Source organism: Mucilaginibacter angelicae (assembly GCF_042434235.1).
Classification (GTDB): Bacteria; Bacteroidota; Bacteroidia; order Sphingobacteriales; family Sphingobacteriaceae; genus Mucilaginibacter; species Mucilaginibacter angelicae.
In genome coordinates, this window is the sequence record NZ_JBHLTS010000004.1 from 451,679 (window position 1) to 476,603 (window position 24,925).

A 24,925-nucleotide genomic window follows, 5' to 3' on the forward strand; every position below is an offset into this window, starting at 1 on the left:
TATTTCATGTGCTTGCTACAGCGTTATTGATTGGGAGTCTTTTCATATTACCTGCCTTATCCTATTTGGTTTACAGTTTTGGCAGAAAAGAAAAAGTACCCCGTTGAATTTGCCGGTTTTAATTCGATACATAAAGATGATTCATTGATTCTGAAAGGGCCGGAGCAACTCATTAAGGTAAATTTGTTCGGATAGAGCACCGGTAAATTCATGGAGGCCTGTTCCAGCTAACGGACAATGGCTAAAAGTCATTTTAAAGATTGATCACAGATGCGGCAACTACAAATAACACAAACCTACACCATAAAGGATAACCGTTCGCTGGACGTTTATTTTAATGAGGTTAGTAAAATCCCCCTGCTTACAGCAACTGAAGAAATCAACATCTGCAGGCGGGTTGCTGATGGTGATAGCGCCGCTATAGTCCGTCTGATCAATGCAAACCTCCGTTTTGTAATTTCCGTTGCAAAACAATACCAAAACCCCAAGATCAATCTGAATGATCTTATCAACGAAGGCAATATCGGATTAATAACTGCTGCAAAGAGGTTTGATCCTACGAGGGGATTTAAGTTTATATCTTATGCCGTTTGGTGGATACGACAGGCTATTACAGCCGCATTGGATGAGCAGACCCGGTTGATCCATCTTCCGTATAATCAGATTACGGTGTTCAATCGTTACGTTCGCGAAAGCGTCCGGTTTGAACAAGCAGAAGGACGAAAACCGTCCATGCGGGAGATCGCTGAAATAATGGGCATACAATCGGAAAACCTCGCAGATATTTTAAGAAACACTACTGATAAAGTGATGCTTGACCGTCCGCTCGGAGATGACAGCAATGCCACCTTGCTTGATTTAATTTCCATGAATGATCATTTTCCTGATACGGATATCATACGGGAATCATTGAGGCAAGAGGTAGGTATTGCCATGTCTATACTCGAAAAACGAGAGAGGGAGATACTTATGATGTATTTTGGCCTGGATTGTTTTATGCCCTGCAGACTGGAGGAAATTGCAGATCAATTTAAATTATCTGTAGAACATGTTCGCCGTTTGAAAGATGGTGCACTAACCAAGATCAGATCCTCGCGCGTAGCGCCAAGATTAGCATCCTACCTTGCCTGATAAGGGTGGTAAAAATCCAAGTGATATTTATGTTATAATAATTCTGTGGTTCCGCAAAAGAACAAAAGGAGCGTAATTCCCGGTATCACAGCAGCAGTCAGCCCAATTTCTTTTCCCAGCAGCGCGCCGCAAATACAACCAAACAAAAAACCGGCCATGGTAACCAGTAATCTTCTAAGGGATATCAATTCTGCCTTTTCCCAATTTTTGCGCAGGAAATAACCGCTGATCAACAAAGAAGCACTAATCAGATTACCGGTCATCATAGTTGTGGTACCAAAAGTATCCTTTGTATAACTCCTTCCAAATACGTTTTGCAGCGCCATGGCAATAACAATAACCATACTGATACAATAGGAAAAGTATAAGGCCGGGGAACCATCACCCAAAAAAGGCCTCCCGAAAAAATTAATCAATGAAGCAATTATCAGGATTACTCCTTCTATAACCAGCAGGTTATATTTGTTTTTAATCCGCTTTACTAAAACGCCCGACAAAACAACTGATAACATAAATACCGGTAATGAGATTAGTTTACCCCAGGCAGTAAGGTGATGAGTAACAGCAACTTCATAAGCGAAAAGGATAAAGTTACCCGTTATATGAGCGGAAAACAGTGCGTTTGCAGTAACAAAGGTCAGGGCATCACAAAATCCTGCGGCAAAGGTGAGAATGATGGTTCCCACCCTCATTTTATATGCCTCGTTAAAATCTTCCATTCATTTATAAAAACAGGGTATGGTTAAAAATTGCATTGTCTCAAAGTTATCTAATCAACAGATGAACAATCTTTTTATATCAATCATTCATCTTTGAAATTCTAATACAGAAAGCCCATAGTACATAAGCGGTAAAAAATAAAACAAAGCAGGTAGCTACAGTTAACATGGATAACTGCAACAAAAAAGAGCAACAAAAGAAGGTATTATTTTATACCTTGTTCTTCGTTACGGATAGAGAAGAGTTTATAAACAAATAAAGAAAAACATCGTTTTCGTCCATTGAAAATGATGGTATCAGAAAGAGAACGATTCTTCTACCTTGCAACATCTTTACTTACTTTACAACGCTGCTTCATGAACCAGGGAAAAACCACAATCAGTAAAAACCAAGCCCCTGTTCAACAGGTAGAAAGTAGCAATGCATCAGCCATGGGCTATGCCGCGGTAACCCGGTTTGCGCAGCCCGCCGCCGGTTTACCTGCACAGCTTAAACGTGGTGTGGAAAGCCTTTCGGGCTTGCCTATGGATGATGTGCAGGTACACTACAATTCAAAGACACCGACACAAATAGGCGCATTGGCCTACGCTAAAGGAAACCAGATACATCTTGGCCCCGGGCAGGAGCAGCATCTGCCGCACGAAGCCTGGCACGTAGTGCAACAAAAGCAGGGCCGCGTTAAACCAACCCTGCAAGCCAAAGGGCTGGCCATAAACGACAACCCGGCGCTGGAAACAGAAGCCGATGTAATGGGACAACGGGCCGCGCAGTTAAAAACAGCAGACGATATGCCCGCAACACCACTTAATAACCCGGTTTCGCAACCGGCAGGTGTGGTGCAGCGCAAGATAGGGCTTGAGTTTCAGGCGGTCGACAGTATTTTTTTAAAGAATATTACCCAAACCAGAACACCTTTGGGTGGGATTGATAATATGTTTCATATAGAGGGTGACGGTGATGTTGGGCCCAACGGGCCGGATTTGGAAATTATCACAAACGCTGTTGACGAAACCGATACCGGGCGTGAACATCTCGTGAGAATTATGGCTGCAATAGTAAAGTTTTTAAACAAGATAGAACATCATATGCCTTTCGAAAAGCTAAACACAGCAGAAGGCCTCATTGAAAAAGTAATACCGAAAGACACAAAAGATGTAAAAGCTGAAAACTTAGAAACGAAAGACGCATCATCAGTGATTGATTGGAATGAAATCGTTACTGATTCTTTTCAGCAAAATTTCAAGAAGAAATATGAGGGCGAAAGAAAAACGAAAGAAGAAAAAGGGGCAGCTTTAAATAAAACAAGAAAGAGCTTTAAAGAACATCTCGAGAGTATTCAAAAAGAAGCGCAGAGTTTCCATATTCCAAATGGAGAAAAATTTTTCTCTCCCCAGGCTACTGTGGGTATAAAGTTCGACAACGTAGTTGATTTGATTGAACATCTAACCAGGGCCCCATTTAAAAATGCGGGTATTGAGCAAGCCCCCCCTGAAGAAAAAGATGAAGCAAAAATTACAGGTACACATACGGGTGCGCAAATGCATGCAAATATCATTGGATGGGGCAATACCGAACCACGTAAACCGTTTAGACAAGCTTCTATAGACGGATTGAATGAAGCAAAGAAGATTCCGGGCACAGTATCACGCAAAGTTCGAGGACTTGCTGCAATTTTTTATGGCTTTGCAAAAAACGAGTCTGAAGATCATAAAACCAACATTAGGAGCAGTTACCCTAAAGGCGCCTACGTAAAAGATTGGATGCCCTTTATGTTAAGGAACGGTTTTTGGGCGTTTATCAATAGTCTTACTGAAAAAGAACTAAGGGAAATAGAGCTATTAATGGGCGGTAGTGCTTTAGATTTACCAATTGTTTCTGGTTTGGATGCTGGAGGCCACGATGAAATAGCAGATGCGGAAATACAGACTATTAAAGAAGTACTTAACCATTCGCTTAAAAGAAAAAAAGCAATACTTAACAAGGAAAAAGCAAAAGAAGGAAAAGAAGAAGAAGGAAAAGAAGAAAAAAAAGAAGAAGAGGAAGAAACAAAAGAAGAAGAAGAGGAAGATGATGACCCTCTTCAAGCCCTTGGAATCGCGGGCTACGGCCAAATATCAGAAACAACACTTAAATATGATACCAAATTAAAAGAGAAGTATAAGATAGAGAGCATAGATGATATTGGCATTTCTAATACAGAGCGTGAACCTCTTGAGCCAAAGCAGCCTGCGCAGCGGGGCGCCATTATTGAATTGAGCAATGAATCTTCTGAACCAAAGCAGCCTGCGCGGCGGGGCGCCATTATTGAATTGAGAAAATTGGGTAGCCAGGTGCCTGTAGAGAAGCTTACAGAATTTGCCCTGGCTGTTTTTGACCTGATTCGTGAAATACACGATCCCGGTATAACGACAAGATCTTCTTCGTCCTCTTCCTCTTCTTCGTCGTCATTGTCGTCGGTTCCATCATCTTCCTCGTCGTCATCTTCGCCTGCTCCATCACTTTCATCTTCTTCATCATCTTCCTTGTCGTCATCTCCACAATAACATGCATCCGATGACGCTCCGGGGACTACACCCGAATTTAAAGCTGAACTTACACCAAAGCAGATACAAGATGCATATATAAAGGAGTGCTACCGGCAACAGCAAGAATTAATTGCGGCCTGGCTGGCAGAGGCAATAGATTCAGGTGAAGAACAGGAACCAGGATCAGAAGACGACTAAGAAGAGAGATAACCTAACAATATCTGCTGAAGCTTTTTTTGAGTTTATCCGGCTTACTAACGCCCCGAACCACAGAAACCGGCGCGCACAAATACGATTAGCGGTGATTTGGCCAGCTGCCGGCAACCCATACAGTAACTGCGCCGGCACCGGCCTTATTGTTAATTTTATAGCCCCATAAGCAGGTAGTTTTTTGATATCTGTTTATGAGGCTTAATACAAGTTGATTCATAGAAACCAGTCTATCAATTGCTAATCAGCAATATTTATTTCCAGCCCCCGCCTTTGAAAGGTACGGGTCTGTAACCACCGGCCAGCTGTTATTGAGCCCCGGTTTTATTTAGCTGTTTAGCCTCCTCTTTTTGTTGTTTCCTGAAATATCCCCTAAATAAAAAGTTATGTTTAAGCGCTTCCATATTTTGATTAAAACCGTCGGTCCCATTTTTTATATTAAGTAATGACTTACTTATATTCCCGGCGGATGCCGAATCTGTTAGTAACAGGTTTAACATCCCCTTTCCGTGTAAGATCTCGTCATTAATATTGGAAGCTGTATTATTTAATTTTAAGGAGGCCTCATTAACATTGTGGGAAGCATCCGCTATCTGGTTCATTGTTTTTGAGACCACATGAGCAAAACCGCTATCGGCAACCAATAAGCCCAGGGCACCTTTTCCATTTTTTGTTTGATAGGCAAGATTACGAAATACAGCAGTCATCTCTGCCGTGTTTTGTATGGTTAACTGCGCATTGGTCAATGACGAACGAAGTTGCTTTGCCGTATTGCTGTCTTTCATTAATTTCATCAGCTGACTGGAGTCGAGCGCCAGCACCGTATTTTTTAATACCCCGGAAACCAATTCAACGTTATCCCCGATGCGTGATAGTTTCGGCAACATTTGTTCAATCCCTATGGGTTGCCTGGAGGCCAGGTAGTCCCCATCCTTTATAAGATCCGCATTGCCTGCAACTGGTGAAATATTGATCACCTTGTTACCCATTAAGCCTTCGGAACCAATTGTGGCAACTGAATTTCTTTTAATAAAGTGCCCGGTTTTATTATTGACCAATAATGTAACCTCAATGGTTGTATCTTTTAAAATCTGAATTTTTTTTACGCTACCTGCCGCCATGCCTGCATACAATACGTTATCCCCTTCAACAAGACCATCAAGATCAGAAAATTGAATTTTAACCTCGATACCCGATCCCCAATTGTTTTTATTTTCACCCACCAGGTAAAGCGTAATTACAAGAATGGCCAATCCGCACATGACGAATATCCCAAGTTTTATGTTGTTTCCTTCCGTCTTCATTGCTTATTCGAAAAATTGTTTGATTTTTAAATCCTGTGAATGTTCCAGCTCCTGATAGGTTCCTTCTGTATAACATTTACCATCTAACAACAGGACAATCCGGTTGGCTGTTGTTTTTACGCAATTCATGTCATGGGAAATTATGATTGACGAGGTATGATATTTTTCCTGCAACTTCAGAATCAGCTCATCGATTTCCCTTGCCGTAACGGGATCAAGCCCTGTTGTTGGTTCATCATATAAAATAATTTTTGGCTTTAAAATCATCGTTCTGGCAAGTGCAATTCTCTTCTGCATACCGCCAGACAATTCAGCGGGCATCATGTTTACAGTATGTACCAAATTGACATTTTCAAGCGCATCCAGGATCATATCATTGACTTCATTTTCTGTAATTTTAATCCAATGCCTTCTCAGCGGAAATTCCAGGTTTTCCCGAACGCTCATCGAATCATATAAGGCGTTACCCTGGAATAAGAACCCAATGGTTGTGCGAAGCCGGTCCAGCTCATGCTTACCAATTCCAACCACATCTTTTCCGTAAACCTTTATACTTCCCTCATCCGGAACCAACAAACCGATCACACACTTAATCAGTACAGATTTGCCCGCTCCCGACTTCCCAAGCACAACCACATTCTCTTCACTGTTTAACCTAAGACTGAAATCATCAAGTATCTTACGCCCACCAAATGACTTATACAGGTGCTCTATCACAAGAGGCTCTTCATTGGCTATAACACCAATTTTCTTATCCGAAATTTCATGTATCATTTTCATGAAATCAATTAAGGTTTAGCATATTAGTTATTTGTACTGCAAGTAAATCCATAATAAAAATGATTACTGAGGCCATCACCACAGCTGAGTTAGCAGAATTGCCTACGCCTCTTGTCCCTTTGCTTGAGGTAAAACCTTTGTAACATCCTATCATGCTTACAGCAAATCCAAAAAAGAATGTTTTTATAAATGCAGGGAATAAATCATTGAATGACAAATGCTGAATCACTTCATTGAAAAACAGCTTAAAGCTTGTTTCGTACCCTATATTAATACCAAGGTATGATCCGCAAAGACAAATAACGTCAGAAAGAATAGTAAGTACGGGCAACATCAGCGTAGCTGCAATAACGCGGGTAGCAACCAGGAATTTGAATGGATTTGTTCCGCTTATTTCCATTGCATCTATTTGTTCGGTAACTTTCATTGATCCGAGTTCGGCACCAATACTGCTTCCTATTTTACCTGCAAACACCAAAGCTGTCAGTACAGGCCCGATTTCGCGGATAATTGCGATGGCTACCATGCCGGGCAGCTCAGATTGTACTCCATATCTGGCCAGCGAAGGTTGAAGCTGCATGGTTAATACGAGGCCCATAATAAAACCGGTTAAACCAACAAGGCCTAATGACCGGTAGCCTATGATATAAGACTGGATCAGAAACTCCCTGACTTCGTACCTGGATTGCTTTCCCATAAACAGAAATTGCCCGGTAAACTTCGCCAGGGCGCCTGTTTCTTCCAGAAATATTTTCGTTCTTATAAAAATTGCCATATTTCATGGGGCTTTAATTTGTGCTTATTTATTAAAAACACAAGGGCTATTGCACGCAGACAAAGAAACCATCAGCAGGTTAATTTTTCCTTTTAATTACAAACAATAGGCTTTAAAATTCAAACAGGAGCCAGCGCCAGCAGGGACTGTTAGTTTGTTAACCATTTTGACTTTCACAGAACAACCTTTTAAATCGTCTGCGATAGTTTAACTGGCAGACTGGGAACTATATAAAGGACATGACTCCCTATAATTTAAGGGCGCCTGGCCGGTACACTTCTGAAAGAAAGTTGAAAAATTATTGGGGTCTTCAAAACCCATGTGATTAGCAATTTCTTTTATTATTAAGCCGGAATTAGATAACAGGTATTTGGATTCAGAAATGACCTTGTTATTAATATATTGCTTGGCATTTAACCCATTGTGCTTTTTTAGCAGGAAATTCAAATGGTTGGGGTGAACATTGAGCACCTTTGCATAAAATTGCACGCTCCTGTACCTTTTATAATTATATTCCAATAATTCTGAAAACTTGTGAATAATGGGATGATAACATATTACTTTGCCCATAAGTGACGCCTTGGAAAACAAACGGTCACAATGGATCAATAGCTCCAGTATCTTAAGGGCCAGCATATCATTGCCTTCATTCTTTATTCTATCTTCTTCATGCATCATTTGCTCAAATATGCCACACATGGATTGAGCTTGTGACTTATTCAGATATAAATAAGGCCTGATGGAAGTTCTGAAGATTTTTCTGTTGATAATAGATTCTTTAGGCAATGAGGTTTTAGAAAAAAAGTCAAGGTCAAAATGCAACAGGTATCCTTTGCAGGCAAGGGTGTCAAAATCACTTGAATGAATAACCCTGCTGGGAATTATAAAAAGGGTATTATCACGTATCGGAAAAGCATGTTGACCGATATTGTTTAAACCGGCCCCTTCTTTAACTAAACCAATTGTGTAAATAGACTGCCTGCTTGGCGGAACCGTACCATTGAAAGCATGGATAACACTTTCGAGTTCATGCAGCGAATACTCAAATTTGTATTTTAACCGCTTATCAAGATCAATTACCCCATCCCCTGAAAATTTGGTAAAAGCCTGTAAATACCTGGACAAGACCCTGTCTTTTTCTGATCGGCTTTCTGAGATATATAGATTTTTCAACATACATTTATAAGTTACAACCATACAGAGTAACCAATTGCGATGCCATTAATTAATTCATTAAAAAACAGGCACTTAATATAAAAAATTGTAATTTAAGCTGCTTTTATATCGGCAATTGCTTAAATAAAATAACGAAATAACGGCAGTTAAATTCACATGAAACATATATCAACCATTTCAGACGGGGATCTGATATTTCAGAATTCGATTATTTTGGAACTTTCCAAATCTGAAACCATCGATGATTTACTGATAACAGCGGGGACGATTGCGTCCTATCTGAAATTTCAAGGCGCGTTCATTAGTTTATTCGATAAAGATTACGATAGCTACAACTTTTTGGGGCATGAGCCTAATGATGATGCTTTTTTTGGAAAGTCTGAAATAATAAATAATTATGGTTCCTTTTTAAATGAAGAGCTTTATGTAAAAGGAATTATCAGATCAACAGGGCCATTTAAGTTTGATCTTGCTCAGTTATCCAAGGAAGAGAATCTGCCAGACCATTTCAGATACTGCGTTCAACGAGGGTATAATATCCTGTTGTCTTTTGTAATTAAAAACCAATCGCATATAGTTGGTATTATTTGGTTTGCCGGTCATGATACTAATCTGCCCACTATTGCTGTCAATTCAGTAGTTCCCGATTTATTACCTTTTTTCGGAACGGTTTTGAACAATATCATTACCAATATAAAAATAGAGGAGGAACAAAAAAACAGGCAGTTATTACTGTCGCTTGGGCGCGACCTCGCTGATATCAGAACAAAGACACAATTTCAAGATATTATCGACAGCCGTTTCAAACCCAGGTTTAATTTTACGCATAGTTATGTGGGTACTATCAGCGACGATCTGACTTATTTTACATCATTTATGATGGATAGAAATTCCAGAAGCCGGCATCATTCAGATTTCAATTTCGAAAATGGCACTATTCATAAAATTGATCGGTTACTGTATGATTGTTTACTAATTGCAGAAGATCCTACAATACTTGACCTGGATGAATTGATAAAGATACCCGATGCTCCTGATTACATCAAAATCAATTATGACGTTGGTACTAAGGAAATGGTACTATTTCAGCTAAGGGAAAGCAGGGGTATAAGAGCTTTTCTCTGTTTTTATTTTAACAGCAAAAGATCTGTTAATAAACCAAATCTCAGGATACTGAAAGAGCTTGGTGAGTTATTATCGACAGCTATAGTAAATATACTTACCTATGAAGAACTTCAAAAGCAAGAATTAACCAATAAGTTACTGTTAGATTTCAGCAACAAGGTAGCTTCAGCACGCGATTCCAAAGGGCTGGTTAAAATTGTAAAAAATCAGTTCAGAAATACCTTTGCCTGTAAGTATTGCAAAATAAGGGTTATTAACAGTGAAACCTTTACGCATTTTCCCCTTTTTGAAGATTCACAGGCGGATAACCGGCCGCGATATCATCAGCATGGTCATTTTCCCGTTAATGACGGTTTTTTCAACCAGTTGGTTGAATCGGAAGATTTTTTGGAATTTGAAGTTGAAAAACTGTTAAAGGCAGGAACCGGACCGGGTTATATTCAACAGGAAGCTTCACGGGGCATTAAATGGATCTGGGGGGTAACGCTTAAAGATGGAACCGACACACCGGCCGTTCTCCTCATATTTTTCCGGGAAAACAATCCGATCAAGGCAGAGGCAAAGGATTTGCTATTAAGAATGACCTACTTGTTATCATTTGCTGTATCCAACTATATAGCCAGGTTCAGGATTGAAGAACGGGAAAAAGAAAAAGACGTGCTCCTTGATCTCGGGCAGGAGATGATCACCATCAGGGATAAAAATGATTTGCTGACGCTTATCAACGTCAAATTAAAACGGCTGATTGATATTGACCACACTTCCCTTATACTTCTAAACGAAAATGGGAAAAAGTTTAACTCATTCTTAATTGAGCCCAATTCCGCTATACAGTTTGAAGATAACCTTGATAACGCTATCTCCAACTGGCAAAATGCCGATGAAATCATTGTTAAAGTTGCGTTGAAATCATACTATCCTGTGGTTATCGACCTGGACAAAATCATAAACAATCCTGCTATCCCCGATTATATCCGTTTAAACTATGAGGCCGGGATCCGGGAACTATGTGTATTGCCGCTCAGAAACAATAAAAAAAATATTGGCCTGCTGATGCTATTCAGTAATCATAAAGGTACATTTTTAAGAAATGAGTTAAAAATATTAAAGGGGGTTACCCATCAGCTCTCTATTGCTGTCTCAGATATCATATCAAGGGAACAGATCTTCAAACGGGAACAGGAAAGAGATTACCTGCTTGCTGCCGGCAATTTCATGGCGAAAATAAAAGACAAAAAGGACCTTCTGGAAGTATTGAATAATTACCTTAAAAAGTTGGTTCATTTTACCACAAACATTATCCTGCTGCTCTCAGAAGACAGAAGTACGATGAATGTTTTCCTGGCCGATCCGGATTTCAAATCCAAATCATATTTACTGAAAAAAGATATCCCCGGGTATCGGTTTAATGTTGATGACGATATTTTGAAAGATGCATTCAAAACCGAACATGCCAACGTTATAAACCTTTCCCAATATTTCAGCAGGCAAAATGAAACACCTCCCGACTGGTTGAAATTCTATTATGATTCTGATATGAAATGGCTTGTTACCATGCCCTTGCTAAATGATGTTAAACCTTTTGGAATAGCCATTTTTCTTTCAAACCGGGCCGTTGATTTTGAAAAGAACGCTCTTGGGATTATTGAAGGTGTTTCGAATCAAATGGCAATTGCTGTATCAAATATTCTGGCCAATGAAGCGATACGTAAAAGAGAGCTTGAGAAGGAAGTATTATTGTCCTTAAGCCATGATGTATCAAGGATCAGGGACAAAAACGACCTTATTTCGATGATCAATAATCAGTTTAAGAAGCTATTTTATTTTAATTATTCAACTATAGGTGTAACTAATGAGGATTCGCTGACTTTTTCATTCTTCCTCACCGACCCAAATTCTTTATCAAGGGTACATAAAGATTATGCGGCTATTAACGCATCAAAGTTTCCGCTAACGGATGGTTTTTTGGATAACTATATCTGGCATGACGAACCATATATTTTTGATTTAGTAGCTGCCGCCCAGGGAGGCTATCTGCCGCCTTATCTGGTCCCGGCATATGATTGCGGCTTAAAAGAGGTACTTGCAATTCGGATACTGAGCGATAATGCGTTTTTTGGAGCAATTTGTTTCTTTTCTAACATCAAGGGCAGTTTTCACAAAGGCCAAACAGAGATTGTCAAGGGGATTACCGACCAGGTGTCCACAGCTGTAGCTAACATTATGGCCAATGAAAAAGCTATTGCCCGCGAGCGCGAAAAAGAGTTATTGCTTGCTATCAGTCATGAGATTGGAGTAGTTCGGGATAGGGAAAGTTTATGGGGCTTCATCAATAACCGCCTTCATAAATTCATAGGTTTTACAAGAAGCGCTGTACTTCGAATTTGTGAAGACCGAACACAAATAGAAGTTTATTTTAAGGATGTTAACGGGCCCGCCAGTATACATCCCGCTTATATGGAATATATCTTATCACCACAATCTATCGATGATGGTGTATTCAACCTGGCGCTGGAAAGTGATGAACCCTATTTTATAAATTATAAAGACTTACTTGATACCGCTTCGCCTCCCCCAATTGCGGCTATTCATCACGAATTAGGTTATAAAGAAGCTGTATTAATTCCTTTGCAGGGCGAAAAAGAGCATTGGGGACTGCTCTTCATTGCAGCAGACCGGGAAGGCACCTTCACCGAACGAAATATCAACATACTCAAGGGGGTAGCAAGCCAGGTTGGGGTAGTCATTTCAAATATTGTTGCCAATGAAGAAATTCACATCAGGGAGCAGGAAAAAGCTACCCTGCTTTCCATTAGCTACGAATTAGGTAATATCCGCGACAAGGAGAAACTACTAACTTTCATTAACACAAGTTTACGAAGGCTCATCAACTTCAGCAATTGCAGTATTGCTTCCGTGGATAAAGAAGGCAAAACTTTTTCATGGTACCTGACAGATCCGCAACCGATTTTAACAGACCATCCCGAATACGAACAAGTTGCCAATAAAACTTATCCTGTTTTAGATGGTATTTATAATCAAATCCTAAATTCTGAAGAGCCGACTATTTTTGACGTTGCGCAGCTAAACGCGCAGCTTCCCGATACACATTCATATGCAAAGCTACTTTACAAAATCGGGTTAAAGGAGGCTGTTACTATGCCTTTAAAGGACGAAACAGGAAACGTTGGTGTGTTAACGTTTTATGCCGAACAAAAAAACAGCTTCAGCGCCAATGCATTAAAAATTATCAAGGGGGTATCCAGCCAAATTTCAATTGCCGCCTCAAATATCAGGGCACATGAAGACATTGCTCAAAGAGAGCAGGAAAAATCCTGGTTGTTATCGTTCAGCAAGGATATTGCACTGGTAAAAAACAAGAAGGAACTTGCAGTATTCGTTGATCAATATTTTAAAAATGTTTTTAAAGTAAATGATTTTATCATTTTAATCAAAAATGATGACAATACGGTAAGCTATTTCATGTACAACGTACCTGAACATGTCATGAAAGACCATTTGTTTCAGGCTGCAGTTGCGGCCCCGGCGCAAAGTCTTCCCGATTTTGGTGCTACTGCTATGGTCCTCAATTCAGAAGAGCCCGTTGTGTTGAATGTAAATGAAATGATCATTAACCGGATGGTACGTCCGGACGGTATACCCATCCTTAAACTGTTAGGTTTTGAAGAAGTATTGGGGATCCGGTTAGTGGCGGCAAACGAACCGATAGGAATTTTATGGACCCGTCCGAACCAGGTCAATACCCATTTATTAAAAGGACTGTCAGCACAAATATCTTCGGCCATTGCAAACATAAAGGCCAATCAGAAAATTGTCCAGCATTTGTCAGAGATCAATAAATACAAACAACAACTTGAGCAGGAAAATTTATATCTGCAGGATGAGATCGGAACCAGCTATAATCATAGTGAAATTATCGGTTCAGGGGGAGGAATGCAGAAAATATTTCAAATGGTTTCGCAAGTTGCCAATTCCAATAGTACGGTTTTGCTGCTTGGGGAAACGGGAACAGGGAAAGAACTCATTGCCAGGGCAATTCACAATTCATCTGCCAGGAAAGACAAACTTATGATTAAGGTAAATTGCGCAGCTTTGCCGGCAAACCTGGTTGAAAGTGAGCTTTTCGGCCATGAAAGGGGCAGCTTTACGGGGGCAATTGAACGGAAACTGGGGAAATTTGAATTGGCTAATAAAAGTACGCTTTTCCTCGACGAGGTAGGTGAAATGCCTCCTGAACTCCAGGTAAAACTGCTTAGGGTACTTCAGGAAAGGGAAATTGAGCGTGTTGGCGGTAAATCCACCATCAAAATTGACGTGCGGATCATTGCTGCTACTAACAGAGATTTGAAAAAGGAGGTTGATGAAGGGCGTTTTAGAGATGACCTGTACTACAGGTTAAATGTGTTTCCTTTAATGCTTCCTCCTTTAAGAAGCCGAAAAGAGGACATCCCGCTGCTAACTTCGTTCTTCATCAATCGCTACAGTAAAACATCAGGAAAAAACACTACCAACATATCACAAAAAGCGATGAAGGAACTCATGGAGTACAGCTGGCCGGGTAATGTAAGAGAACTGGAGCATATCATTGAACGGAGCGTTTTGCTGGCTAATTCAGATACTATAAAAAAGGTGCCTCTTCCTGTGTTTGAACAGGAAATCCCTCATACAGAAAATGAAAATTATAGTTTACTCACCATTGAAGAGAATGAACGGGAACATATTTTAAAAGCATTAAAAATGACTAAAGGAAAAGTTTCGGGCTATAACGGGGCCGCGGAGATACTGGGCGTACCATATTCTACATTAACCTCAAAAATGAGAAAACTGGGGATACGAAAGGCTCATTATTTTCCTGAAAAATAATGAACTATGCGGGCAAAAATTGAAATTTTGCCAGCTCGCCTATTATTTCATATTGCTTAGTCCGTCTATAATCGGTAACTGCCGTTGCACATCAAATTGTATCGCTGTTTGTATATACAGCTCAATCTGATATAATGTAGCAGCCTTGACACCCCCTGTTATTTTTTGAAATTTTTTAAAGTATTTATGATGAAGATCATTTAGTTCGCCTGTATTCTTGATCATTCCTTCAGCTACAGATGTGGCCAGCGTATCGTTAAGCGCACCGTAATTTTCTGTGAACTTGCCAATCAATTCAATACGCTTTTTCAATAATGCATTATACTCGTTTTCGTATTGATCATAGCATTCCCAAAAAGGCTTTTCCTGATTGGTATTAAGGGGAATGGACTGAGAGATAACCTCCTTTTTATTTTTGTTGAGTAAAGCCAGTGCAATGTTTACATCTTCCTTATCAGTTTGTGCAAATAGCTTGCCGATAAAAATTGTTGCCAGCCCTAAAGTTAAAATTGTTCTTTTCATTTTGGTATAGTATGGAGTTTGAATTATGGTTACAATTTGAAGTTCATTTAACAAGTGGCGGCTCCGGGGTTACAGCAGGGGCGGTTCCGATAATTTTTATTCTGATATAGTATAGGGTCAGGACTGCAACCAGGACGAAGCCAAAAATGATGATATAACCTGTCACTTCTTTTGACGCTGCAAGTGTAGATTGTTCGGCAAGGGCTTTATACAGGCCGCTGCCAGTTAGTTGGTTAGGAAAAAAGCCACCCCTATCGGTCATTACCGCCAGTTTATCAAGATGCCTTACCCGTTCCGCATACAGAATATAATTATACACTCCCGAAAAAATACCGCTGCCAAGAAAAGACCGAACGAGAATCATCACTCCTCCGGCCATCATGACAACTCCAAGGTCAAAATTTTTAGTTGTATATAACCCCACAGCGATATAGATGGCACACGTGGCAAATCCTTTCACAATCGACGGCGCCCAAAAATCAGTTAAGGCAAATTCATTGGAAAAACTTTGATACATCATGATATGGTAAACTACAAAACCGGCAAACCCTATGATTATCATAGGTTCGGGATCAAGCTTCCTGTAATACCATATAAAGCAAATTATGCTGGCAGCTGTTACACCGGGGATCAGGAAAAGATTCAGCTGCATATTGGTCGGCGTATCATACTGTAAAATACCGGCCGAAAAGGCGGATTGAAAGGTTCCCGGTGAGAACACGCCAAGGATGAAAAACAGCAATAATCCTATCCGGAAGGTTGGCTTGCGGAAAAGTTCCAATTTAAAAAAGGGTGCAGAAATGCTTAGCGTTCTTTTCAGAAAAACCAAAAACGAAAAGATAAACCCAAATGCAGCAAGCTTTATCGAGTCTGAATAAAACCAATCCTCAACCCTGCCATATACAACTACGTAATTCAGCAATAACATTGACACTCCTAACAGGAAGAGGCTCCCCCAATCCATCCCGCTAATGGCCATTGTTTTTTTTAATGGATGGTTTTCAACTAACAGGACTGTTAATAAAATTGCGACCAGTAAAATCATCACAGCAAGGATATAAGCATATCGCCAATTATAATAATAGGCCAGGCTGGCAGTGCCCCAGGATGTTAGGTACAGACCGCCTAATGCTACAAAATACACAAAAGGGTAAAAACGGGATGTATCTAATTGTTTGCTCCACAACATCAGTTGAACAATGTATACTTCAATCAGTGCAGATATTTTTGCAAAACCAAGAATAAACACTGCTATGATCGTTATCCAGGGGTTACTGGTAGTAGCGCATATGATTTTCATCAAAAGCATTGTGCTCAAGCCCGCCAGCAAAAGTGTTTTGCTGGAATAACGCAGCTTCAACCTAACTTCCGTCATCAGGCCCAGCGCCATCCCTATATACATTGCGTTTACCGCTGCAGTATAATGTTCAGGATACATGCCCAGGCTGCTCGCCATGTCAGTTAAATTGCCTAAGAAAACTCCATTAGCACAGAGAATGACAAAAAACAGCAAAATTAAAACAGGTACCCTTAAATATATGGGTATCCATTTATAAAATAAGTCATATATCTCCATAGCACAATAGCTTAATTTTTACTAACTTCTACGTTCATTCCTGCACGCAATTGCTTCACAAGTGAATCTGTGCCTTCATTTTTAATAAAGTCAATGATCACAGGCACCCGTTGCTGAACTTTAACAAAGTTCCCCGTAGAGTTATCTACAGGTATGGCCGAATACCGGGATCCTGTAGCCTCAGAAATAGAGGTCACTTTACCCAGAATATGTTTATCCGGTATTCCATCTATATTGAGCTTCATTACCTGCCCGATTTTTAACTTTTCCAACTGAGTTTCGCGGTAATTAGCTACAACCCATTTATAATCATTCCTAACGAATGTCAGGAGGTTTTGACCGGCCTGAACAAGTTGCCCTTCCTGAATATTCCTCCTCCCTGTTACGCCATCATAAGGGGCTAAGATGACTGTATAAGAAAGGTTTAACTTAGCCAGATCAACTGCAGCTTTTGCCCTTTCAATTTCAGCGTTGTTCACGGTTATTCTTTTGGATACTTCATCGGTTGAAAGCGTAGTGGTGTTCCGCTGTTTTTTTAAGGCTTTTGTTTGGGCAAAAAGTGCATCGTATTCGGTTTTAACCTGATCATATTGCTGCTGTGTCGCAGCGCCGTCTTTAAGCAAATTTTCATACCGGTCTTTATTTTGCCTGGCATTCCACAACCTTGCCTGAGAAGCCTGGATATTAGCATCAGTGATGCTCAGATTACTTTCAGTAGTATTTCTGGCAGATGATGTTACCATTTTGGCGGCTAACGCAGAGTGGTACGCCGCTTCGGCCTGTTCAAGAGCGATCTTGTATTCCCTGTCATCAATAGTAGCGAGGGTGTCTCCTTTTTTAAGAAACTGATGTTCTTTAAACCTAACCTCCCGGAGATATCCCGGAATTTTAGCGTTTACGGGGTTAATGTATTCTTCAACCTGCGCATCATTGGTATATGCGCCATCACCTAAATCAAAATAGGTGGAAATTCCCCATATAACAGCAAGCAGCACTACAATAACCAATGCAGTGTTGATGATCAAAAGCGAAAATCTTTTTTTGGGATTAGTTGTTTCCTGGTTAGTATCACTCATGGCCGATTATAGTTTAAATGGTTCCTATAGTTTTTAATAGTTGGAAATAGTAATAAATCACGTCGATTTGCGCGTCTGTAACTTTTAGCTCTGCGGATATTTTGGTGCTCGATGCGTCAAGAATGTCAGTTAGCAGGGATAACTGGTTGTAATACTTTTTTTCGACGATACGGTAATTTTCCTGTGCCGACCGCAGGTCATCACGGTAGGTATTCAGGTTTTCAACCGCTTCGTTGTATTTAATAAATCCGGCGTCAACATTTACGCCTAACTGGTCTTTAACAAGCGTTTCCCTTGACCGTGATTGCTCCAGTTGTATTTTTCCTGCCCGGATCTTCCTTGGAGATTGATAAATAGACGAAATGTTGTATTTAACCGATACACCTGCCTGCCAAACATTATAAAAAATATCCAGAGAAGGAAGGGTAGACAAAAAAGGGCGCTGTAATACGCTGCCAGAATAAAGGGTGATCTGCGGATACCTGTCGCTGCCGTAAATTTTAATATTAGTTTCTGCAATTTTAACTTCCTGCCCGGCAATCCTGAGTTCGTGGTTTTCTTTAAAGGCAATATCCCTGAATTCATCAAGAGCTTTGTTCTGCTGCTGCTGTTGAAGAAGCGTGCTATCCGGGATTAACCTGTGATCATCTGGCAGGCCCGTAACCAGGTTAAGTTGCTTATTAACAATCGTAACATTGTTATCTACCTTTCTGATAGACAGCTCAAGGTCAGATATGCTCAGTTTTGTGCGCAGGACGTCATTTTCTGTAACCATGCCCTGTTTTTTCATGGTCAGGATATTGGCCAAACGCGTTTTTGCCAGTTGAAGATTATTGACAAGGACAACCCGCTGATTGATCAGCCTGTAAATATCAAGATATTTGGCTGCAACCAGGAACTTGATATCCTCTTCATTATTCTCCTGGCTAAGAAAAGCTACCTGTTCCTCAAAAGATGCTTTAAGCAGGTTGTTCCTAACCTCGTTTCCTTTAAAAATAAGCTGTGTGGCCGATACACTGAGTTGAGTAAACTGGTGAGGTATTGCACCCTTCTCATGTTTTGAAAAAGTAGGCGTCCAAACGTCGGCATTACTGAGATAGCCGTAGTCCAGGCCGGTAGACAGGTCGGGAAGCTCGTAAAGCTTGATGATCTCCTTTTGTTGCTTTGCAAGATCAATGTTTTTTGCTGACACTTTAAGTTGCGGGCTATTTTCAACCGCCAGTTTAAATACCGCCTCCATTGTCAATACCTTGCGGCTAAGCGTATCCTGGGCCGAAGCAACATTACATGTAAAAAATGATGCTATCAGAATAATGGTTAAGCAGGCTTGTTTCATATAAGTATTTTGTTTTTTTAGTATCAAAATATCACCTGATGTATTCAGCAAAGCAGCTTAGGAAGCTGACATTACAGGCGAAATACCGGGATTATACCAACTGATCTTAGATTCCGGAGAACCTTTTTACTCAGATTCAGCCACAGCTCATCCTTACAGGCAAACATCCTTTATTTATAAATCAGAGCTCTTTTGAAAACAAAGAATATCATGTCTGTATCAAACCGGATCCGGGGCCTGAACTGAAATAAGACGTATCGATTAAGATTTGCCCCCCGATTATTTACTTTGAAAACTACAGGGGGGTATCTGATGGTTTGATAATCATTCGGAGGGATTGGTCCCTGCTGAAATAGGCAATCAGCCAATTATAAAAAGTAGTGAGGCGATTGCTTGCTGTTACAAGAGACATCAGATGGACCATCAGCCACATATAAAAAGCCAGTGCGCTGTTAAAATGAGCTTTGTTCGGCAGGTCTACCACAGCCCTGTTTCTGCCAATAATTGCCATACTGCCTTTATCATGATATTTAAAGGGTTTCAGCTTTTGGTTTTTAAGTGCGGCTATTAAATTACCGGCCAGGTTTTTTCCCTGCTGAATAGCAATTTGGGCCATTTGAGGATGCCCTCCAGGATAAACACTTTCATGGGTTTGCAGGCTGATATCTCCAATTGCGTATACATTTTTCATGTTTAACACTTCGTTATATTCATCTACAATTATCCTGTTGCCACGTCCATAACTTTCCGGAAGGATTCCTTCAAACCTTGTTCCGGTTACGCCCGCGGCCCAAACCAATGATTTGGTATCGATTTGCTGGCCATCAGTAAAAACAACAGTATCACCATCATAATCTTTAACCTGCATGCCCAGCCGAACGTCAACCCCCATTTCCGTTAACGTTTTAAAAGCATATGCATGTGTCTTATCGCTCATTGGTTTAAGTACTTCATCCTGCCCGTCAACCAGGTAAATGTGCGGTTCTGTTCCCGAGGCCAATAATTCCGGGTGATCTTTCCCCAGGATATCTCTTTTCATATCTGAAAGCATACCGGAGATTTCCACCCCGGTTGGGCCACTACCTGCCACAACAACATTCATCTCCTTCTGACGGATCTGCGGGTCTGATTCTGCAGAGGCTGCTTCCAGCCTTTCAAGAATATGATTACGTAAAGCAAGCGCATCACTGAGCGTTTTCATCGGAAGAGCGTGACGCTTAACATTCTCCATACCAAAGTAATTGGTTGAAGTTCCTGTGGCTATAACCAGGTAGTCGTATTGTACAGGCCGGGAATTAATTACCACTACTTTTGCATCAGGTACGATCTTTTCCAACTCACCCATCCTAAAATGCACATTCTTATATTTTCGCAGTAGTTTCCGGAAGGGATAACTAATATTTGCCGATTCCAAAAAACCAGTTGAAACCTGGTAAAGTAAGGGTGGAAAAAAATTATAATTATTTCGGTCGACAAGCGTAATTTCAAAATTTTTGTCTTTGGCAAGTTCCTTAATCAGGTTTACTCCCCCAAAACCTCCTCCAATGACTATAACATGTTTCATAGTTATTTATTTAAATGACATATAATTTTATTTTCAATCCAGATCGCTGGAGAATGCCCTGGGACCGGCCATCAAACTTTCTATCTTTTTTGTATGGAAATCCATTTCTATATTTAAAAAAGCAACACTTTTTTTCTTTCCAACCGCTCTTTTCATTTTATTGGTCTGACGTTCGTAGAGATCCGCCACGCTGCTAACCCAATTGAAAATGAGGCCGGTAAATAAAGCAGATCGCTCTTCCGGTTGATTACTTTTAATTCGAAGCGCCCCAACTTCTTCTATTTTTTTGGCGGTAAGCATTGCATTTTTGCTTTGAAGCTTGTCATATATAGCCCAGAATTTCTTTTCTTCCTTTGCTGTAAGCTGAAGAAAGCCGGCGATCATTTTTCTTTTGTCTTCGCCATCATGAAAGGGGGGATAACCCTCATTAACTTTATACAGAGAAGTCCACACTTCGGCAATTGCGAGGCTAATCAATCTTTTCCTGAATTTTTTTATTTTAAACAGCATCCATAAATGAGATTAATTTTTTTCTCCTGTACTATAAGGCCCCATTGAAACCTGGGAAAGCAATTGTAAAACATCAAACGACAGCCTTTGCATGATTACCTTTCCATTGCGCCAGCCCCGTACGGCAACTACCGTAATTGCATAGTTGCAATATTTGGGCTTAAACAAATACCCCCCAAACTCAAATGCATCGGCTTTTGCCCCCATTATCCAGGCAACAGAACAGGTAAGGCTTTCATCACGGGAAGCAAATAAATTGATATACGGATCAATCAGCACCTGATTATCCGGAAACAACTCGCAAACTAAGCGGGCCTCTGTCAGGAAATCCTTTTTGTTCTGCGGATTAATCATGCCGTTTATAAATACCACGACTTCATCTGAATAAAAACTGCTATAGTCATCCCATCTGCGCTCATTCCAGGCGCGATCAAGTGCGGTCACTTTTTTAAGATTTTCGGTCAATTCCATTGGTAATGCAACATTATATTGTAAAACATTATTCCCGTGAAGGTTACGCAAATTACGGTGAGCCTTATTTCGCTTATCTTTCAAATACAAACGAAAATCTTTGGAAAGCACATAATGTTAACTTGATGCATTTAGAAATGTACCTTAAACTGAATTTATAAATCCGTGAACATCACAAATGCGCGGTGCAAAAAATTTATTTCTTTCCATCATTTGGATCATTCTTTTCCATGTCCTTTAAATGGTACTTTATAAAAGTTGTCAAAGAATAACAGATTAAGCCTGTACAAGCCAGTTCCCCAGCCTGGAAAGTTAGTTTTGAAATATCAGGGCATATAAATAACAACAATTGAAACTTATATCAAACAATTCAGTTCAATACCTGGCCACGCTCCTGACAGGTCTTAGCCAGGTATCCTATATAGGTTACCAGCCAAGGCCATCTCTCACATAAACAATACCGGTAAATCCTTGCTTTAAATTTTGCCCGTTATATATTTTTGTATTGTTAGTACCGTCAAGGCGGCTTCTATAAATACTGCCGCTCAAATCTGTTACAAAAATCCGGTCGTTTTCAATATCCATTGCAAGACCGATGGCTTCCTCAAATCCCCCGACGAGCACCTCAACCTGTCCCCATTGGTCCATGTCGATACGGTTTAGCGTGTTTCCTCCCGGTGGACTACCGCGATCTGTCCAGTATAACTGATGGTTGCGGTGATTGATCTCCAGATCAATTGGCTCGGGCAGGTCTTCTAACAGGAGTTCGAGATCTTTCCTGCTTGCCGGGTCTTCTCCTGCAGGCAGGTCAATCCCTGCCCGGAATATCCTCCCGGTTCCGCTCTTTGGTGCTCCTTTTTGAGTCCAGTACAAATAACCCTCCTCAGGATCTATAGCAATGCCTACACAATGCCTTTTCTCATCCAGCTGATCTTCAGGGCCATTGCCCGATATAACCAGGGTAGTTATCCCCGTACCATCCAGGTTTGACCGCATAACCCGCATACCTTCCCTGTCGCACCAATATATCAACCGGTTTTTAAGGTCAAGCTGCATTTGTTTTGCCGTTGTAGTTTCGCCTTTTTTTATAATTAATTGCCTGTCCGAACCATCATAATTTATTCTTTCGATATAACCATCTTTCTGATCCCAGTGCGCTCCCATATTCGTCCAGTAAACATGTTGGTTTTCCGGATCAACACAAACGCCATCCGGCGTTCCCCCGCAATCATCTACCAAAGTACCCAATGGATTACCCTCGGTATCGAAAATTAAAATTTTGCCGTTATACCCGTCCAGTACAAGTAACCTGCCTTTATCTGATGAAGGTTTATTCTCCATGTTTTCAAAAATTAACGCTGCGCTTTACATACTGCAGCCAATTTACCGGCCTATTTATTTAAAGCTTTGAGAATGGCCAACTGTTGCCCGTCACGTTCAGCTTCCAGATCCTCAATGGCAATTTTACCATAGCTTTCTGCTGCTTGTTCCAGCAAAATTTCCTTAGTTGGTTCATCTAATGTTGGTGTTCCAAGTACTTCCCAGATATGTCCAACCATCGGGCCTAAACCTTCAATAAAATGCGGAAAGCCGCCTTTTCCTCCTCCCAGAGTGAAGGTTTTAAAAGGCCCTGCTGCAGCCCATCTCAGGCCGATTGAACTGGATACGATCCCATCAAGATCTTCCATAGTAACAACTCCTGATTTGACAAGGTGTATACTTTCTCTTAAAAGCGCACATTGAAGGCGGTTAGCAACAAATCCTGTTATTTCTTTTTGGATCAGTACCGGATGTTTGCCTAAAGCCTTGTAAAATTCTATTGCTTCAGCAATGGCTTCCTTGCTTGTATGCTTGCCCGGAACCACTTCTACCAACGGGATCAGGTGCGGCGGGTTAAATGGATGGCCAATCAGCACCCGTTCGGCATTTTTCATTTTTTCGGCAAAAACAGTGGCAGGAATGCTTGACGAGGACGAAAACATAAGTGCTCCGGGTTTGGCAAATTGCTCCAGCCGGGTATACAGGTCCTGCTTAAAAGCTACATTCTCGGGGCCGTTTTCCTGGATGAAATCGGCATTTTCAATTGCTTTTCCGAGTTCGCTTTCAAACGACAGACGTGCCGTCAAATCCGCTACATCATATCCAAGAGAACTTAAAGTAGGTTTGATCAAATCAAGTCCATGTAAAGCAACTTCCTGGATATCCGGTCGCGGATCATTGATAATAACATTCAACCCGTTGGCCAGGAACAAAGCTGTCCAGGACAGGCCTATTGCGCCTGCACCGATCACCGCTATCGTTTTCTGTTCGGAGATAAAAGCCGCTCTTTTTTTGCTGGTTTCTGATATTGTACTCATAATGGTAAAATGTTAAGTAGTTGGATGGGGTTATGCACCTATAAAATTTGGTTTTCTTTTTTCAAAAAATGCCTGGGTGCCTTCTTTAAAATCAGCGGTCATTAATGCCAATTTTTGATTTTCTTCTTCTTTATCCAGTTGCAGGGTAAGGTCGTTGGTCCTCGATGCGATCAGAGCTTGCTTGGTCAATGCCAATGCTTTGGTAGGCATTTTTGCCAGCCGCGCTGTTAGCCTATCTCTTTCCTGCAGAAATTCTGCCTGAGGAAAAACTTTATAGATCATGCCTATGCGTTCGGCATCAGCAGCCTGCACTTTATCAGCCAGCAGCATCAGGGCAGATGCCTTTTGCCAGCCAATTAACCGGGGCAAGTAATAGGTGCCCCCGCTATCGGGGATAAGCCCTATATTGGTGAAAGCCTGTAGAAAATAAGCATTGTCGGATGCGATAACGATGTCGCAGCACAACGCGATATTAGCCCCTGCCCCGGCAGCCGGACCGTTAACCGCTGCTAACACCGGTTTTTCGAGTTCCTGTATGCCCCTGACGATCGGGTTATAGAGGTCCCCTATTTTTCGCCCCAACTCTTGCGGACTGCTGGCGGAAGCTTCCATGAGGTCCTGGCCTGCACAAAAAATATCTGCTGCCCCCGTTATACATACACATCTAATGGAGGGATCTTTACATTCATCAAGACTTTTAAGAAGCGTTTCTGCAAGGGCTTTATTAATTGCGTTCAGCGATTTCGGTCTGTTAAGGACAATCAATCCAATCCCATTAGAGACGGAAAAAAGAACCGGGGAAGACTCTGATGTATTGGTAGCCATAATTGTTTTTTTATTTGCGAACCATGTTATTATATGTTATAAACCGCTATAGGCAACG

Annotated in this window: 18 protein-coding genes; 3 read left to right on the forward strand and 15 right to left on the reverse strand. The window is 40.9% G+C overall.

All coding sequences use genetic code 11. The annotated features are described in order from the left end of the window. Positions 1 to 270: 270 nt before the first annotated feature. A complete protein-coding gene (locus tag ACFFGT_RS01960) occupies positions 271 to 1,131 on the forward strand; it encodes a sigma-70 family RNA polymerase sigma factor (RefSeq protein ID WP_377020813.1) in 861 nt (286 codons plus the stop codon). 32 nt (positions 1,132 to 1,163) lie between these two features. Here ACFFGT_RS01960 and ACFFGT_RS01965 read toward each other — a convergent pair whose 3' ends face one another. After that, entirely contained in the window at positions 1,164 to 1,850 is a 687-nt protein-coding gene (locus ACFFGT_RS01965; protein WP_377020814.1) for a YoaK family protein, read from the reverse strand. Positions 1,851 to 2,207: 357 nt separating this feature from the next. Between ACFFGT_RS01965 and ACFFGT_RS01970 the strand changes: the two genes are divergently transcribed. Next, positions 2,208 to 4,394 carry an eCIS core domain-containing protein gene (locus ACFFGT_RS01970; protein WP_377020815.1) on the forward strand — a complete coding sequence of 729 codons (2,187 nt, stop codon included), beginning with the start codon at positions 2,208 to 2,210 and terminating at the stop codon, positions 4,392 to 4,394. 500 nt (positions 4,395 to 4,894) lie between these two features. Here ACFFGT_RS01970 and ACFFGT_RS01975 read toward each other — a convergent pair whose 3' ends face one another. The 4 genes from ACFFGT_RS01975 to ACFFGT_RS01990 all read right to left on the reverse strand — a co-directional run bounded on the left by ACFFGT_RS01975 (position 4,895) and on the right by ACFFGT_RS01990 (position 8,621). After that, complete coding sequence (locus ACFFGT_RS01975; protein ID WP_377020816.1) at positions 4,895 to 5,890, reverse strand: MlaD family protein; 996 nt, start codon at positions 5,888 to 5,890, stop codon at positions 4,895 to 4,897. Between the two features lie 3 nt (positions 5,891 to 5,893). Then, on the reverse strand, positions 5,894 to 6,670 hold the full coding sequence (locus tag ACFFGT_RS01980) for an ABC transporter ATP-binding protein (protein ID WP_377020817.1): 777 nt from the start codon (positions 6,668 to 6,670) through the stop codon (positions 5,894 to 5,896). Between the two features lie 4 nt (positions 6,671 to 6,674). Beyond that, positions 6,675 to 7,445, reverse strand: coding sequence for an MlaE family ABC transporter permease (locus ACFFGT_RS01985; protein WP_377020818.1), 771 nt, complete (start codon positions 7,443 to 7,445; stop codon positions 6,675 to 6,677). A 207-nt stretch (positions 7,446 to 7,652) separates the two neighbouring features. Next, positions 7,653 to 8,621 (reverse strand): helix-turn-helix domain-containing protein, encoded by a 969-nt coding sequence (locus ACFFGT_RS01990; RefSeq protein WP_377020819.1) that lies wholly within the window; start codon positions 8,619 to 8,621, stop codon positions 7,653 to 7,655. Between the two features lie 156 nt (positions 8,622 to 8,777). On the opposite strand from ACFFGT_RS01990, the gene ACFFGT_RS01995 reads away from it, so the two are divergent. Continuing rightward, positions 8,778 to 14,630, forward strand: coding sequence for a sigma 54-interacting transcriptional regulator (locus ACFFGT_RS01995; protein WP_377020820.1), 5,853 nt, complete (start codon positions 8,778 to 8,780; stop codon positions 14,628 to 14,630). Between the two features lie 42 nt (positions 14,631 to 14,672). Here the strand turns inward: ACFFGT_RS01995 and ACFFGT_RS02000 are convergent, their stop codons facing one another. The 10 genes from ACFFGT_RS02000 to ACFFGT_RS02045 form a co-directional block, all read right to left on the reverse strand. Then, positions 14,673 to 15,152 carry a hypothetical protein gene (locus tag ACFFGT_RS02000; protein WP_377020821.1) on the reverse strand — a complete coding sequence of 160 codons (480 nt, stop codon included), beginning with the start codon at positions 15,150 to 15,152 and terminating at the stop codon, positions 14,673 to 14,675. A gap of 43 nt (positions 15,153 to 15,195) precedes the next feature. Beyond that, positions 15,196 to 16,728, reverse strand: coding sequence for an MFS transporter (locus ACFFGT_RS02005; RefSeq protein ID WP_377020822.1), 1,533 nt, complete (start codon positions 16,726 to 16,728; stop codon positions 15,196 to 15,198). Positions 16,729 to 16,739: 11 nt separating this feature from the next. Then, positions 16,740 to 17,804 (reverse strand): HlyD family secretion protein, encoded by a 1,065-nt coding sequence (locus ACFFGT_RS02010; RefSeq protein ID WP_377020823.1) that lies wholly within the window; start codon positions 17,802 to 17,804, stop codon positions 16,740 to 16,742. Positions 17,805 to 17,817: 13 nt separating this feature from the next. Continuing rightward, positions 17,818 to 19,140 (reverse strand): TolC family protein, encoded by a 1,323-nt coding sequence (locus tag ACFFGT_RS02015; RefSeq protein ID WP_377020824.1) that lies wholly within the window; start codon positions 19,138 to 19,140, stop codon positions 17,818 to 17,820. Between the two features lie 295 nt (positions 19,141 to 19,435). Beyond that, positions 19,436 to 20,704: an NAD(P)/FAD-dependent oxidoreductase gene (locus ACFFGT_RS02020; protein WP_377020825.1), complete on the reverse strand. Its 1,269-nt coding sequence runs from the start codon at positions 20,702 to 20,704 to the stop codon at positions 19,436 to 19,438. A gap of 33 nt (positions 20,705 to 20,737) precedes the next feature. Then, complete coding sequence (locus tag ACFFGT_RS02025) at positions 20,738 to 21,214, reverse strand: hypothetical protein (RefSeq protein ID WP_377020826.1); 477 nt, start codon at positions 21,212 to 21,214, stop codon at positions 20,738 to 20,740. Between the two features lie 12 nt (positions 21,215 to 21,226). Further along, positions 21,227 to 21,685 (reverse strand): nuclear transport factor 2 family protein, encoded by a 459-nt coding sequence (locus tag ACFFGT_RS02030; protein WP_377020827.1) that lies wholly within the window; start codon positions 21,683 to 21,685, stop codon positions 21,227 to 21,229. 426 nt (positions 21,686 to 22,111) lie between these two features. Then, positions 22,112 to 23,026 (reverse strand): YncE family protein, encoded by a 915-nt coding sequence (locus ACFFGT_RS02035; protein WP_377020828.1) that lies wholly within the window; start codon positions 23,024 to 23,026, stop codon positions 22,112 to 22,114. A gap of 50 nt (positions 23,027 to 23,076) precedes the next feature. Continuing rightward, the gene (locus ACFFGT_RS02040) at positions 23,077 to 24,042 is read right to left on the reverse strand and encodes a 3-hydroxyacyl-CoA dehydrogenase NAD-binding domain-containing protein (protein ID WP_377020829.1); all 966 of its coding nucleotides are present in this window, start codon (positions 24,040 to 24,042) and stop codon (positions 23,077 to 23,079) included. Between the two features lie 30 nt (positions 24,043 to 24,072). Further along, positions 24,073 to 24,867, reverse strand: coding sequence for an enoyl-CoA hydratase-related protein (locus tag ACFFGT_RS02045; RefSeq protein ID WP_377020830.1), 795 nt, complete (start codon positions 24,865 to 24,867; stop codon positions 24,073 to 24,075). Between the last annotated feature and the right edge of the window lie 58 nt (positions 24,868 to 24,925).